Source organism: Kitasatospora sp. NPDC057512 (assembly GCF_042802135.1).
GTDB lineage: Bacteria > Actinomycetota > Actinomycetes > Streptomycetales > Streptomycetaceae > Kitasatospora.
Genome location: NZ_JBHVET010000148.1, coordinates 1 through 13,827, shown reverse-complemented (window position 1 = coordinate 13,827; position 13,827 = coordinate 1). Strand labels below are relative to the sequence as shown.

The following is a 13,827-nucleotide window of genomic DNA, read 5'->3' as shown; positions in this document are numbered from 1 at the left end:
GGCGCCTCACACGCCGAAGCCCTCGGCCTGCTGGGCCCGCGCACCGGCACCCCGGTGGTGGCCGTCACCGACCCGGCACAGCCCGGCCGTCCTCCGGTGGCCTTCTTCGGGCCGGTCCTCTCCCGCGTGCCCCGCGGAGAGGAGGCGGGCCGGCTGTGGGACGCCACCCTGCTGCTGGCCGGAACCCCCGGCTTCCACGAGCTCAAGGGAACGCCCGCGCCCCCCGACCCAGACGTCGACACCGGGGGCGGGGGCGGGGACGAGCTGCCGTGACCGGGCCACGCTCAGTAGTTGCCGAGCCCGCCGCACACGTTGAGGGCCTGGGCGGTGATCGGCGCCGCCGTGTCCGTGATCAGGTAGCCGACCAGCCCAGCGACCTCCTCGGGCATGGTGTACCGGCCCAGCGGGATCTTCGCCTCGAACCGTTCGAGCACCGCCTCGGGCGTGGTGCCCCACACCTCGGCGTAGCCCGCCCGGACCCGCTCGGCCATCGGCGTCTCCACGTAGCCTGGGCAGACCGCGTTGACGGTGATGCCTGTCTTCGCCAGTTCCAGGCCCAGCGCGGCGACCACCACAGCGTGGTGGAGCGGGCCGTGGAGGCCTCCGGACTGGAGTGGACGCACGTCCGACCGGGCGAGTTCATGACCAACCTGCTGTCCTGGTGGGCCCCCACCATCCGGGCCGAGGACACCGTCCGCGCCCCGTTCGGGGCGGCCCGCAGCGCCCCGGTGCACGAGGCCGACATCGCCGACGTGGCGCTGGCCGCCCTGCTGGAGGAGGGGCACGCCGGACGGGCGTACGCCTTCGCGGGCCCGGAGTCGCTGTCCAAGCACGAGCAGGTGCGGGTGCTCGGCGAGGTCCTCGGCCGCCACATCGGCTTCGAGGAGCTGACCGTGCCCGCGGCCCGTGGACTGTGGCTCGGCCAGGGCATGCCGGCCGAGGCCGTGGACTGGCTGCTCCAGGACCCTCTCCGGTCGTCGCCACAGCGGGACATGACGTACCGTCGGATGAGAAACGATCACGGCTCCCCCGGTTGAGGTGAACCGCCCTTGAGGACCCACATCCCCTATCTCCTGGCCGTGGCCAGCACGGTGGCGACGCGCCGGGCGGACGAGCGCCTGAACCACTACGACCTGACGGTTCGTCAGTACGGCCTGCTCGCCCAACTGTCCCACGAACCCGGACTGACCATGGCGGACCTGGCCCGTCAGCTCGGCATCGCCCGGCAGTCGGTGCACCGGCTCGTCGACGAACTGGTCGAGGCCGACCACGTGCGCCGCCGGCCCGGAGCCGACGACCGCTCGCGCCGGCTGGAACTCGCCGACACGGCCCGCTACATGCTGACCCGGATCGGCGGCCCGCTCGCCCGGGTGGAGGCGGACTTGCTCGGCGACCTCGACCCGGACGAGGTCGAGACCCTACGCGAGCTCCTCCAGCGGGTGCTGGCGCACGCCACCGACGACGAGGCCTGGCTGCCCGCCCGGTGACGTCCCCCGACGGACGGGGGCCGGGCCCCGCCGGCCCGGACCTGCTCACCACTCGACCAGCGCGAATCCCGCCGACATGCCGCCGCCGAAGCCGGCCAGGAGGATCAGGTCGCCGGGGGTGAAGGCGCCGGCGCGGGCGGCCGCGTCCAGGGTGATCGGGATGGAGGCGGCTCCCGTGTTGGCGTAGTGCGTCAGGGTGCGGTGCATGGTCGCGCGAGGCAGTGCCAGGTCGGCGAAGACGCTGTCCAGCATGGTGCCGTTGGCCTGGTGCGGTACGAAGTGGTCGATGTCGTCGGGCGCGACACCGCATTCGTGCAGGAATCCCTTGACCAGCTGCGGCAGGTGGTCACCGACGAAGTTCCGCACGCCTCGCCCGTCCATCGCGAAGTACTGGAGCCCTGCGTCGAGGACCGTCTGGTCCACCGGCATGCGGCTGCCGCCGGCGGGCACCTTGATGAGCCCCGACAGTTCGCCGAACGAGTGCAGTGAGAGGTGCCGGACACGTGGTCCGTGGTCGACCTGCGCCCCCAGGACCACGGCTCCGGCGCCGTCCCCGAACAGGATCACGGTCCTGCGGTCGGCCCGGTTCAGGATGCGGGAGTACAGGTCCGCACCGATGACCAGCGCGTGGCCGCCGGTGCGGGCGAGTACGCCCTCGGCCGCGGAGAGCGCGAACACCGTGCCGGAGCAGACCGCGTTGACGTCGAACGCGGCCGCGCCGCTCGCGCCGAGCCGCTGCTGGACATAGGCGGCGGTGGGCGGTTGCGGCCGGTCGGGTGTGGACGTGGCGACCACGATCACGGACAGCTCCTCGGCGGAGATGCCGGCCGACCTCAGCGCGGCACGCCCCGCGGCGGTGGCCAGGTCCGAGGTGGCCTGGCCGTCGGCAGCCCATCGCCGTTCCCGGATGCCGGTCCTGTCGGTGATCCACGCGTCGTCGACCCCCGCCGCCGCCGCGGCCTCGTCATTGGACACGATTCGCTCCGGCACATAGGCACCCGTACCGAGGATCCTGACGTCGGTCATACGGCTGCCCTCCCCTCGAATGGATGGAGAACGGTGTGTGTAGAACTGGCCTGCGGCCGTGGCGGGCGCGTGCGGGAGCAGCCGCGGAGGCTGCCCCCGCACGCATGGGACCGCAGGTGTTCGGGATCGCAGGTGTTCGGGATCTCAGGTGTTCTAGCGCGCCTGGTAGATGCGCTTGTGACCGCTGACGCCGGCCAGCCGGAAGGGCCCGGTGGTCTGCTGCGGGGTGGGGTGGTCTCCTCCGTCGGCCGGGAAGGACCACTCGTGCAGCTCGCGGTAGCGGGCGTGGTCGACCGGCTTGCGCCTGGCCATCGCCGCCAGGTTCGCCGCGGTCCGCAGGTGTTCGCGGTAGCCGGGGACGGCCGTGCCCGCGAAGAACTCGGCGACGCTGCCGGAACCGTAGCTGAGGAAGCCGATGGGCCGGTCGGTCAGGTCGTCCGCCTGGTCGAGCAGCGCGGCGAGAGCGAGGTACACCGAGGCGGTGTAGCTGTTGCCGATGGAGGTGTTGTAGGCCACGGTCTGCCCGATGGCGTGCTCGATGTCGGCCTGGTCGGCACTGTGGCCCGCGTGGTTGAGCAGGTGGCGGTGTGCCTTGTAGGCCATCTTCGTGAACGGCTGGTGGTAGCAGAACGCGGCGAACTCGTCGAGTGTGCGCCCGCCCTGCTCGCCGTAGTCCTTCCAGCTGCCTGCGACCGCCTGCAGGTACGCTTCGACGGATTCCTGCCCGTCGACGAGGGCGGTGGTGCGGTAGTTCGGCCGCCAGAAGTCCATCACGTCGGCGGTGAACAGGCCGGAGGCGTTCTCGATGCGGACCAGGGCGGGGTCGGCGCTGACCAGCATCGCCACCGCGGCGGCACCCTGGGTCGCCTCGCCGGGGCTGTCCAGTTCGTACTTGGAGACGTCGCTCGCGATCACCAGGACCTGCTGGTCGGGGTCGCGTCGTACGAGTCCGATGGCGAACTGCAGGGCGGCCGTGGCTCCGTAGCAGGCCTGCTTCAGTTCGACGACGCGGCAGGCCGATTGCAGGCCGAGCAGTGAATGCACGTAGATGCCGGCGGACTTCGCCTGGTCGATCGAGGATTCCGTCGCGAAGACCACCGTCCGGATCCGTTCGGAACCGTGCCGGGCGATGATCGGGGCCGCGGCGGCGGCCCCCAGGGTCACGATGTCCTCGTCCGCGGCGCACACGCTCATCGACCGCTGGCCGATGCCTATGTGGTACTTGCCGATCTCCGTGCCGTTGTACTCGGCGAGTGCCGCGTGCGACAGGACGTATTCGGTCGTCGCGAAGGACAGATCGTGGATTCCGAAGGAAGCGGCGTTGGACATGTTCAGGCACCGACCTTTGCCGTCTTGTTGTCGCGCTCCAGTTCGACGTGTGCACGCATGAGTTCACCCGGGTTGGTCTGCGCCGCGAGCAGCGAGAGCTCGCCGCAGAGGACCGTCGCCGCCGCGATGACGGCGAGCCGGCGCGCGTTCTCGCCGGGGGCGCGGTCCACGCGGCAGCCGAGGCGGGTCAGGTTCGTCTCCACGAACTCCAGGCCCTTGCCGTTGCCCACGGTGCCGACGATCAGGTTGGGCAGATTGCAGGAGAAGTAGAGGTCACCGTCGCGGTCCTCGGCCAGGGTGACGCCCTGGGAGCCCTCGACGATGTTGGCCGCGTCCTGCCCGGTGGCCAGGTAGAAGCCGAGCAGCATGTTGGCGTAGTGGGCGTTGGCCGAGCGGATGCCGCCGGCCAGCAGGGTCCCGAGCAGGTTCTTGCGGATGTTCAGCTGGACGATCCTGGCGGCAGTGGTGTGCAGGACGCCTTCCACCACGTCGCGCGGGACGAGCAGTTCCGTGACCACGTTCTTCCCGCGGCCGAGGATGCCGTTGATCGCGGTCGCCTTCTTGTCCGTGCAGTAGTTCCCGGAGATCGATCCGTAGGAGATTCCCGGAACGGTCCGCAGCAGGTGCGTCAGCAGGTTGTCGGAGGCGAGCGTGGCCATGTTGTGGCCGGAGGCGTCGCCGGTGCTGAACTCGAACCGGATGAACAGCAGGTTGCCCGCGATCTCGTGCCGGACGGTGAGCAGCTCGGCGAACCGGCTACAGCCGCGGACCACGGCGCGCAGTTCCTCGATCCGCGCCTCGATGGTGCGGGCGGCCGTGTACGCGGTCTGGGCGTCGGTCGCCTCGACGAGCACCGAGCGGGTCATGCGCTCGTCAACGAGGGTGGCGACGATGCCCTGCTCGGTGAGCATGGACACCTTCGCGCCGCGGCCCACGGAGGGCCACAGCGGTGTCTCGTAGGTGGCGAGGGGAACGTGGGTCTCGGTGTTGGCGACGTTCCCGGAGACTCGAAGGGGTCCGACCCACTTCATGGGGACCCTGGCAATGGCGTGTGTGTCGGTCACTGTGCTTTTCCTGTCGTGTTGTGAAGGGTGTCGGCCGATCGGGAACGCCGGGCGAGTCGCCCCGTGTCGATGCCCCGGTCGGCGCAGAAGGAACGGAGGGTGCCGTGGATGATCAGGTCGTTGCTCGCGAGGTCCGCGGGAGTGCGCGCGCCGAGCATGGTCTGGAGGGCCGCGAGCTGGTCCAGCCAGTTCGTGAGCTGCTCGATCAGCGCCTCGGGACCGCCGTCGAGCAGGGTGCGCAGGAACACTCCGGAGGCCCCGACGCCGGAGGCGCCCAGGGCCAGGGCGCGGGCGACGTCGAGGGGATGGCGGACGCCGCCGGAGGCGAGCACGGGAAGACCGGCGCTCTGCGCGTCCAGGAGACAGGCGGCGGTGGACTGGCCCCAGTCGTGGAGGAACGCGTAGTCGCCGAGCGGTCGCCGGCCGTTCTCGATCCGGGCGAAGTCGGTGCCGCCCCGGCCGCCGACGTCCGCCGCGTGGACCCCCAGTTGTCGCAGCAGCAGGACGGTTTCCCGGCTCAGGCCGTTGCCGACCTCCTTGACGATCACGGGTACGTCAACGGCCGCCGCGATCTTCTCGATCTGCGGGACCCAGGACCCGAAGGACCGGTCGCCTTCCGGCATGGCCGTTTCCTGCGCCGTGTTGACGTGGATCTGCAGGGCGTCGGCCTCCAGCAGATCGAGGGCACGCCGGGTGTCGTCGACCGTTGCCGTCGCGTTGACGTTTGCTAGGACGAAACCGTGGGGGTTCTCCTGGCGCAGGACGCGGAAGGTGTCGGCGCACGTCGGGTCCTTCAAATAGGCGTGCACCGAGCCCGACGCGATGGGTACCCCGGTCTCCCGGGCCGCTATCGCCAGACCTCGGTTGATGACGCCGGTCTTGGCGGTCCCGCCGGTCATCGCGTTGATGTAGAGCGGCACCTGCCAGGAGATCCCGGCGAAGGTCGTGTCCAGGGACACCTGCGGCCGGTCGATGCCGGCCAAGGCGTGATGGACGAAGGACACCTCGTCGAACTGGTTGATCCCGCTGCGGGTGTCCTGCTGCTCGATGGCGAGCCGGACGTGGTCGTCCTTGCGCTGAGCGCTCATTTCTCGGTCCCTTCCGGGGCGGGCCGGACGGGCAGGGGCAGCACCCCGGCCGCGGCCCACCGCTGCCGTACATGTGAGATGTCGTGCATGGCCTCGGCATCGAGCAGCGCGATGCCGCAGTCGCCGCCGCCCGCGCCCGACGGCTTGGCGGCACCGCCGACGGTTTCGGCGACCGTGCACAGGGCCGTCAGCTCGGGTGTGAAGATGCCGAGCCCGACTTCGTCGTCGAGGCGGGCCAACTCCCGCCGGGCACGGCGGATCTGGTACAGCAGGCCTTGGTCGTCGCCGGCCTCGAGAGCGGTGATCGAGGCGCGTACGAAGTCGGTGGAGGTCTCCACGAACGCGCGGTGCGACGCGGTGCCGCGCCAGATCCGGCGGTGCAGACCGGACACGAGCGAGGCGGTGGAGGCCGGGTTGCCGGTCCAGCCGACTTCGAGGGCGAGGCCGCGCGGGGCCGGAAGCCTCCGGACCGAGTGGCCCGGCCAGGGCGTGCGCAACGCCTCCTCGACGCCGTACCGGCGGGTGAGGTCGAGCACGAAGGCCCGGTCGGGTGCCTGGTACGCGATCCAGCCGCCCCAGGTACTGGCGGCGAGGTCACCGCCGGAGCCCACGGGGTCGATCCCGACCGAGGAGATCACGGCCAGGCGGTACCGGGCGTCGGGTGAGAGGTCCAGTCCGCACAGGGACGTGACGGCGTCGATCGTGGCCACGGTCACCGCGCCGCTCGACCCCAGGCCGTACTTGCGGCCGTTGTCATGCAGCCGGCTGCCGATCGAGAGGTCCAGCCCGGGCATGGGCAGGCCGCGTTCGGCCAGCAGTCGTCCCACGGTCTCGACCGCTGCCACCACGTGCGTCAGTGCGCCCCGCGCGCCGTGTCCGTCGGCTTCCCCGTTCTCCGTGCCGGGAGCGTGGAGCCGGCCGTCGAGCCATCGCCAGTTCACCGCCCGGGGGACGAGATCGGAGGAGATCACGATGTCGGCCGTTTCGGAGAGGGTCACCGTGGCGGTGATCTCCCGGTCCACGGCCACCACGATGGCCGGGGTACCGGGCTCCACCACCGCGTACTCGCCCGTGACGAACAGCTTGCCGGGCGCACTGCGGACGACCGTTCGCCCGGAGGTCATCGTCCGCCCGCGTCCACCAGGCGGGCGCCCTGTCCGGGCCCGGCGATGTGCACGGAGCCGCCCGCGGCAGCGTCGCGCACGGCCTCGGCGACCCGGTCGGCGTCCGTACGACGGCAGAGCACCTTGACGTTCGGTCCGGCGTCCATGGTCGCGTAGGCCGGTATGCCGTCGCGCCGCAGCCCCAGCACGCTGTCGAGGACGGTGAGCGAGGCGGGCGCGAGGTAGCGCACTGCGGGGCGCGCGCCCAGCATGGTCGCGTGCATGCCGAGAGAGTTGCGCTCAGCGATCTCACCCACCGCGTCGAGGTCGCCGCGCAGGAGCGCCGCCCTCATCTCGGTCAAGTCGTCCCGGCTCGACGCGGCCCAAGGCTCGAACAGGGGCGAGGTCTCGACGGTGCGGCGCATCGCCGCGCGGCTGGACACCTCCTTGGGGCCGGCGTCGACCACCGCGATGACCAGTGCGGGGTCGAGGTCGCCCGTCCGTACCGGCTCGGCGTAGGAGCTGAGGTCGGCCTCCGCGGGCGGCGCCGTGGGGTTGCCGGCGTGCCAGACGGCGAAGCCGCCGAAGATCGACCGCGAGGCCGAGCCGGAACCGCGGCGGGCCAGGCGGGAGAGACCGGTGCCGTCGAGGTCCAGTCCGTACGCGGCGGCGGCGGCGACGGCGAGCGCGGCGAAGCCGCTGGCGGAGGACGCCAGGCCCGCCCCGGTGGGTACGGTGTTGCGGGTGTCGACGACGGCCCGGTGCGTGAGCCCGGCCCGCCGGCGCACCAGGTCGAGGAACCCGGCGATGCGCCGCCGCTCCTCGCCCGCCGCGGGTACGCCGTTGAAGGTCACTTCGTCGTCCGAAGCCTCGGCGTCGAGGTGGACCCGGGTGGTCGTGGGGAAGATGTCAAGAGTCATCGACAGACTGCTGGTCCACGGCAGGAAGAGGCGCTCGTCGCGCTTCCCCCAGTACTTGATCAGCGCGATGTTCGGGTGCGCGACGGCGGTGGCCCCGTTCGCGCCCTGCCGGTCCTGCGGGCGGCGCACGGTGATCTGGTGCTCAGACATGCGTGACGAGCCTCCTCAGTGGGACGATCCACGTCTGCACGGCCCCCGCTTCGTGCAGCCGCCGGGTGACCTCTCTCGCCTGCTCGGGCTGGGTCAGAGCGAGGACGCAGCCGCCCAGTCCACCCCCGGTGATCTTGGCGCCGAGGCTTCCTGCGGCGAGCGCGGCACTCACCATCCCCTCGATCCGGTCAGTGCTCAGCCCGGCCTCGCGGAGCATTCCGTGGTACTCCGTCAGCAGGAAGCCGAGCTCCTCCGGCCGGCCGGCGGCGAGGGTGGTCACGGCTTCGCCGGTCAGTTCCGACGCCCGGCGGACGAACCGCTCCTGTGCTCCGGCGTGGAGTCGGAACCTCTCCCGCAGCTTGTCGACCGCTTCCTTGGTGCTGCCGACGGTGCCGCTGTCCGCGATGACGAACAGCGCGTCGCAGCCCACCAGCAGCGTGCGGGCCTCGCCCGCGTGGAACAGCAACGGCGCGCTCGCGCCGACGGTGATGGCGTCGACGCCGCTGGCCTTGCCGTGCACCACGTTCTCGGCGGTCTGCACCAGGTCGAACACCGTCCGCTGCGAGACCTCGCGGCCGCAGAGGTCGGCCAGGGCGAGGACGACGGCACGGGCGCAGGCCGCGCTGGAGCCGAGCCCCCTGCCGAGCGGGATCGAACCGTCGATGATCACATCGAGATGCCGGCCGTCGTCGATTCCCGTGGATGCCCTGAAGTCGGTGGTCAGCCGACGCAGCCCCTCGGATGCCTGCGTTCCGACCTCCTTCCAGGCGGATCCGGTCATCGTGAAGGACACACCTGCCGGTTCTTCACCCCGGGTGGAGAACCCGACGCTGGCGGTGATCGACAGCTGCGGGACGGGCAGGGCGAGCGCCGGGGCTCCGTAGACGACCGCGTGCTCCCCCAGCACAATGGCCTTGGCATGGGCGTGGCCGGTGCCGACCGAGCGAGCACGGCGGCTGTCCGCTGTCCCTGCCGCCGAGGCCGGTGGAGTCGACGTGCTCAGCTCCCCTTGTCGAAATTCCATTGAGATCGCGTCATCCAGATTTCTAGGAAGGAATGAAGTAAGCCCGTTCGACCGCGCGCCGCGTCATGCCCGGGCCACCCCCGGCAGCGGGTTCCGGACGGGGTGGGCTCGCGAGGCGAGCGACGCGTGTGGCGGCGCCGGGACGGTGGCGACCCGCGCCGACGTGGTGCTCAGGTGGTCCGGAGCGTCGTGGTGGTGACGAAGGTTTCGAGGGTCTTCCTGACCTCGTCCGGGAACGGGGTCTCGTCCAGGACCCGCCGGGCACGCTGCACACGATCGGCGATCATCTGCTCCACCTCGTCGGCGGCGCCCGTGGCCCGCAGGATCCCGCGAACCGTCTCGGCGCCTGCCTCGTCCAGGTCCGGGTCGCCGACCAGGGACCTCAGCACCCGCGCCTGCTCGGCGCCGGCGGCGTGGAGGGCGTGTGCCATCAGAGCGGTCGCCTTGCCCTCCCGCAGGTCGTCCAGGACCGACTTGCCGGTCTTGGACGGGTCGCCGAAGACGCCGAGGAGGTCGTCGCGCAGTTGGAAGGCCTCGCCGATCGGAAGGGCGTAGGCGGTGAAGACGTCCAGCAGGGCCTGGTCCGCTCCGGCAAGGACCGCGCCGATGTGCAGCGGCCGCTCCACGGTGTACTTCGCCGTCTTGTAGCGGATCACGGCCAGCGACCGTTCGACGTCCTCGTCGGGCTTCCCGGTGGCCAGCAGGTCCAGGTACTGACCGATCATCACCTCGGTGCGCATGGCGTCCAGCAGCGGTCGGACGGCGACCAATCGCTCGTGGTCGATGCCGCTGGAGTACAGCAGCTCGTCCGACCACACCATGACCAGGTCGCCGAGCAGGATCGCGCTGTTGGTGCCGAACCGCTCGGCGGTCGTGGCGTCCGCACCCGTCTCCAGCGTCCGGTGGAGGGTCGGACGGCCACGCCGGGTGTCGGAGGCGTCCATCACGTCGTCGTGGATGAGGGTGAAGGCGTGGAAGAGTTCGAGCGAGGCCGCCGCGCCGATGGCGGGCCCCGGGTCGCCGTATCCGCCCGCCGCGTGCCAGCCCACCATGCACAGGAGCGGCCGGATGCGCTTGCCGCCGGCGGTCAGGAAGCCACGCAGGTGCTCGATGAGCGAGACCAGGTGGGGTTGCCTGTCGCAGTTGGCGTCGAGGAAGGCGTTCAATCGCTCGTCGATCAGACCGCGCAGATGAACCGAGTCCAGGGCGTCGGCTCCCAGCTCGCGAAGGCTGGTGGTCGAGTTCATGTCGTTACTCCTGTTCGTCAAGACCATGTGGCCGCGTCCGCGAGGACGTGGCATGGGAGGGAAAGCGCCGAGAGGCATCACTTTCCGGCCGGGCGAAGGAGGGCCCCGGCAGTCGCCGGGCCGCACCGCAGGTGCGGGTCGCCGAGGGAGGGGCGAGCGGTGGGTGTTCGGGCCGCGCCGGATGGCATGCCCTCCGTACACGCGGGTTCACATGGTGGAGGGCATGCCGGGCAGGGGCGGGCCCGGTGCGGCACCCGCCGGGGCCCCGTCGGTCGAACGGAACGGGTTCAGCTCGCGGCGGACTGCGGCTCGCGTGCCGGCTGCCGACGGGTCGGCACCATCGTGAGCTGGTCGGGACGCAGGCTCATCCGCACGAGGGCGCGCGTGGGGCGGGTGCCCGGGGCGCGGTCCAGCTTCCAGTACTGGGCCACGGTGGCCACGATGACCTGGGCCTCGGTGAGGGCGAACGCGTCACCGATGCACTTGCGGTTCCCGGCGCCGAAGGGCAGGTAGGCGCCCTTGCGCGGAGTGGTCGACATGGTGAGCCACCGGTCCGGCTCGAAGCTGTCGGGGGCGTCGAAGTAGCGGGCGTCCCGGTTCAGCAGGAAGGGGCTGTACGACAGCTCGGTGCCGGCCGGCACGGGCAGCCCGCCGAGCGTGGTGTCGACAGCGGCACGACGGCTGAGCAGCCAGGCCGGCGGGTAGAGGCGCAGACCCTCGGCGACGACGTTGCGGGTGTACGGCAGCTTCTTCAGGTCCTCGGCCGTCACCGGGCGGCCGGCCAGCACCTCGTCGAGCTCCGCGTGCAACGTGGCGGCGACCTGCGGGTTCTCGTGCAGCAGGTGGAAGATCCACGACATCAGGACGGCGGTGGTCTCCGCGCCTCCGAGGAGCAGGGTGATGGACTGGTCGTGCAGCTCCTGGTCGGTGAAGCGGTGCCCCTCCTCGTCGACCTCCGTCATCATCGTGCGCAACAGACCGCCGCCGTCGCCCGAGCGGCGGTAGCGGTCGATGGTCTCGTTCACCACCTGGTGCAGCTGCGCCTCCGCCCGCTTGTAGCGCTGGTTGCCGGGAGTGGGCAGGAAGGACAGCGCCGGCAGCGGGTTGAGCATGCGGAAGAACATGCCGTCGATCACGGTGTTCAGGGCCGTCGGGAGACCGTGGTGACCTCCCCGGCGCACCTCGCCCTCACCGGGCTCGGAGAAGAGGCAGCTCAGCGCCACGTCGGCGCTGAGGTTGCCCATCTGCATCAGGAGGTCGACGTTCTTGCCTTCCGGCCATTCATGAGCCGACGCGGCTGCCTGCTTCTGCATGATGCCGACGTACTCGGCGATGCGCGCAGGGTGGAAGGACGGCTGGATCAGGCGTCGCTGCTTGCGATGGACGAGGCCGTCGACCGTGACCAGCCCGTCTCCGAGGACCGTGCGCACACGGTCCATCACGGGACCGCCCTTGACGAAGTCCTTGACCTTGTCGGTCAGCATCTCGTGGACCAGATCAGGGTGGCACGCGATGTACATGGGGGTCGGCCCCACCATGATCTTCACGAGATCGCCCTGCTCGGGCAGTGATCGGAGGAAGGTGAGCGGGTCGCTGCGCAGTTGATTGGCGTGCCCGAGCACGGGCAGGGCATTCGGTGCGCTGCCCTTCGTGTAGCTGCGGGTTTCCTGGCCTGTCACGGAACAAACCTCCATGCGGTTGGTGGCGGACTTGTGGACCTGTCGGACTCTGCGTCGCCGCTGTCACTTCGCCAACTGGTCCCACCACCAGGCGATCTGTGGAATCGGCAGGGGCGCGGGGTCGGCGTCAGCCGGCTCGTCGGCCCAGACCAGGCCGTAGCCACCGAAGTCCTGTTCTTCGCCGGTCTCCGGGTCGACAGGCGCGCAGTAACGGGTGGTGAAGTCCGCCCAGATGATGTGCCCGCGAATCCAGTAGCCGATCTCGTGGACGTATCGCCGCAGTTCCGGGCGGGCGGTCGCGGAGACCTGGTCACGCAGATTCAGATAAAGGGACATGATTCGGTCGCGCAGCGCGCGGACCTCGGCGACCGCTTCCTCGGGCGTGCATTGCCGGTCGCGCACCATGATGCTGATGGCGTTCTGGTCGAACAAGCCCTGGAGATTCTCCCGGTGAATGGAGATCAGGTCGTTGTCGAGACCGACGATGACGGATACGGCTTCGGAGGCGGCGCGCACCCGGGGATCGAGGCGTTCGGCTGCGGTCAGTTCGTAGCCGCCGCCGATCGGAGTGAGTGCGGTCAGCCAGGGGCCGGCCACATCGTTGCCACGCATGATCAGGTAGTCGCCCAGTTCGGGGAGTTCACCGAGGCTCTGGTTCGCGCATTTCCACAGCACGCCGTCGAAGTAGCTGCAGAAACCCTGGCGCAGGTGCTCGAGCTGGCCCGGGGTCGACACGGTGGAGACGTGGTTCCAGAAGTCCTGGAAGGAGGAGAGGTACGCGTCTCCGGGCGGCACGACGGACTTGGGCGAGGCGAGGATGTGCTTGAGACGGCTGACGTGGACCGTCAGCGGTGCGGGCTGGTCCAGCCCCGGGATCACGTCGAGGTCGTCGTCCCAGGCGCCGCCCCAGTACATGACATAGGTGATGATCTCGGCGCACCGGTCGAGGACGTACGGCATGCAGTGTGCGGTGTACGAGCCCGCATTCATACGCGGCAGCCAGTCACCCTCCTTGCGGAACCCTTGCCGGAACATCCAGGCGACGGCGCCGGCATCTATTTCCTCCGGCTTGTCGTACACGGCGTCGGGCAAAGGGCAGAAAAATGGCGGAACGCCAAGTGTGCGGCGCACGGTTGTCATGCCAAGAATCCCTTCGGGCAGGACTGAGCGGGGGCGGTGGCCGTGCCCGCGAGGGGCAGCGCGACGGCCATGACCGGGGCCGCGACGGCCGCGGCGCGGACGCGAAGGGGAGGACGGGACATGCGAGTCCCCCTGAGTCCTCCTGAGTCGTCCGCCGGCGGCCCCGTCCGGAAGCCGCCGAGTCCGTGACCGGACCTGATATACGGTCAGGGATACTGGTAGACAAACGATCAACGACCTCGTCGGCATGCGGTCAACGCCCTGGTCAACACGGCCGCGGCACCCCGGGCAGCACCTGAGCCCAGCGTCCCGGCAGACAATCGATGGACAACGGGCCGGCAACAAGGCGCGGCCGTCGGCGTCGGCGTCGGGGAGCCCGCTCGGTGATCCGCTCCACCAGCACGGCCCGACGGACGCGGCGGGGCGGCATCGGTGTGGATCCGCGGCACGAAGAGCCCGCCGGCCGGGCCCGAAGGGGCAGGGCTGCTGACGCTGGTGTCGACTTCCGCCATCGGTTGCTCAAGGGCCGCCAGACCAAGCAGCCCCCGGGGCGGCGACCGGCCCCCGAGG

The 13,827-nt window shown here is 70.6% G+C and carries 12 protein-coding genes and 2 pseudogenes; 3 read left to right on the top strand and 11 right to left on the bottom strand.

Features of this window, described 5'->3' with window-relative positions; genetic code table 11:
- A pseudogene (locus tag ACFU6K_RS12985) lies at nt 1-273 on the top strand (hypothetical protein); the annotation flags it as partial.
- A gap of 11 nt (nt 274-284) precedes the next feature.
- Here ACFU6K_RS12985 and ACFU6K_RS12980 read toward each other — a convergent pair.
- Nucleotides 285-569: pseudogene (locus ACFU6K_RS12980) on the bottom strand (SDR family oxidoreductase); the annotation flags it as partial.
- A gap of 24 nt (nt 570-593) precedes the next feature.
- Here ACFU6K_RS12980 and ACFU6K_RS12975 point away from each other — a divergent pair.
- A complete protein-coding gene (locus tag ACFU6K_RS12975; protein ID WP_380662623.1) occupies nt 594-1,037 on the top strand; it encodes a hypothetical protein in 444 nt (147 codons plus the stop codon).
- A 12-nt stretch (nt 1,038-1,049) separates the two neighbouring features.
- Nucleotides 1,050-1,487: a MarR family winged helix-turn-helix transcriptional regulator gene (locus tag ACFU6K_RS12970; protein ID WP_380662621.1), complete on the top strand. Its 438-nt coding sequence runs from the start codon at nt 1,050-1,052 to the stop codon at nt 1,485-1,487.
- A 45-nt stretch (nt 1,488-1,532) separates the two neighbouring features.
- Here the strand turns inward: ACFU6K_RS12970 and ACFU6K_RS12965 are convergent, their stop codons facing one another.
- The 10 genes from ACFU6K_RS12965 to ACFU6K_RS12920 form a co-directional block, all read right to left on the bottom strand.
- Entirely contained in the window at nt 1,533-2,513 is a 981-nt protein-coding gene (locus tag ACFU6K_RS12965) for a 3-oxoacyl-ACP synthase III family protein (RefSeq protein ID WP_380662619.1), read from the bottom strand.
- A 153-nt stretch (nt 2,514-2,666) separates the two neighbouring features.
- Entirely contained in the window at nt 2,667-3,842 is a 1,176-nt protein-coding gene (locus ACFU6K_RS12960) for a hydroxymethylglutaryl-CoA synthase (RefSeq protein WP_380662617.1), read from the bottom strand.
- Between the two features lie 2 nt (nt 3,843-3,844).
- Nucleotides 3,845-4,873, bottom strand: a complete 1,029-nt coding sequence (locus tag ACFU6K_RS12955) for a hydroxymethylglutaryl-CoA reductase (RefSeq protein WP_380662615.1) — start codon at nt 4,871-4,873, stop codon at nt 3,845-3,847.
- A 29-nt stretch (nt 4,874-4,902) separates the two neighbouring features.
- Complete coding sequence (fni, locus tag ACFU6K_RS12950) at nt 4,903-5,994, bottom strand: type 2 isopentenyl-diphosphate Delta-isomerase (protein ID WP_380662613.1); 1,092 nt, start codon at nt 5,992-5,994, stop codon at nt 4,903-4,905.
- Complete coding sequence (locus tag ACFU6K_RS12945; protein ID WP_380662611.1) at nt 5,991-7,118, bottom strand: phosphomevalonate kinase; 1,128 nt, start codon at nt 7,116-7,118, stop codon at nt 5,991-5,993. The genes fni and ACFU6K_RS12945 overlap by 4 nt, the downstream gene beginning before the upstream one ends.
- Nucleotides 7,115-8,167 (bottom strand): diphosphomevalonate decarboxylase, encoded by a 1,053-nt coding sequence (gene mvaD, locus ACFU6K_RS12940; protein ID WP_380662609.1) that lies wholly within the window; start codon nt 8,165-8,167, stop codon nt 7,115-7,117. The genes ACFU6K_RS12945 and mvaD overlap by 4 nt, the downstream gene beginning before the upstream one ends.
- Nucleotides 8,160-9,191, bottom strand: a complete 1,032-nt coding sequence (mvk, locus tag ACFU6K_RS12935) for a mevalonate kinase (RefSeq protein ID WP_380662607.1) — start codon at nt 9,189-9,191, stop codon at nt 8,160-8,162. Before mvk ends, mvaD begins: the two co-directional genes overlap by 8 nt.
- A gap of 170 nt (nt 9,192-9,361) precedes the next feature.
- Nucleotides 9,362-10,438, bottom strand: a complete 1,077-nt coding sequence (locus tag ACFU6K_RS12930; RefSeq protein WP_380662605.1) for a polyprenyl synthetase family protein — start codon at nt 10,436-10,438, stop codon at nt 9,362-9,364.
- Between the two features lie 287 nt (nt 10,439-10,725).
- A complete protein-coding gene (locus tag ACFU6K_RS12925) occupies nt 10,726-12,117 on the bottom strand; it encodes a cytochrome P450 (RefSeq protein ID WP_380662604.1) in 1,392 nt (463 codons plus the stop codon).
- A gap of 63 nt (nt 12,118-12,180) precedes the next feature.
- Entirely contained in the window at nt 12,181-13,257 is a 1,077-nt protein-coding gene (locus ACFU6K_RS12920) for a terpene synthase family protein (RefSeq protein ID WP_380662603.1), read from the bottom strand.
- Nucleotides 13,258-13,827 lie beyond the last annotated feature (570 nt).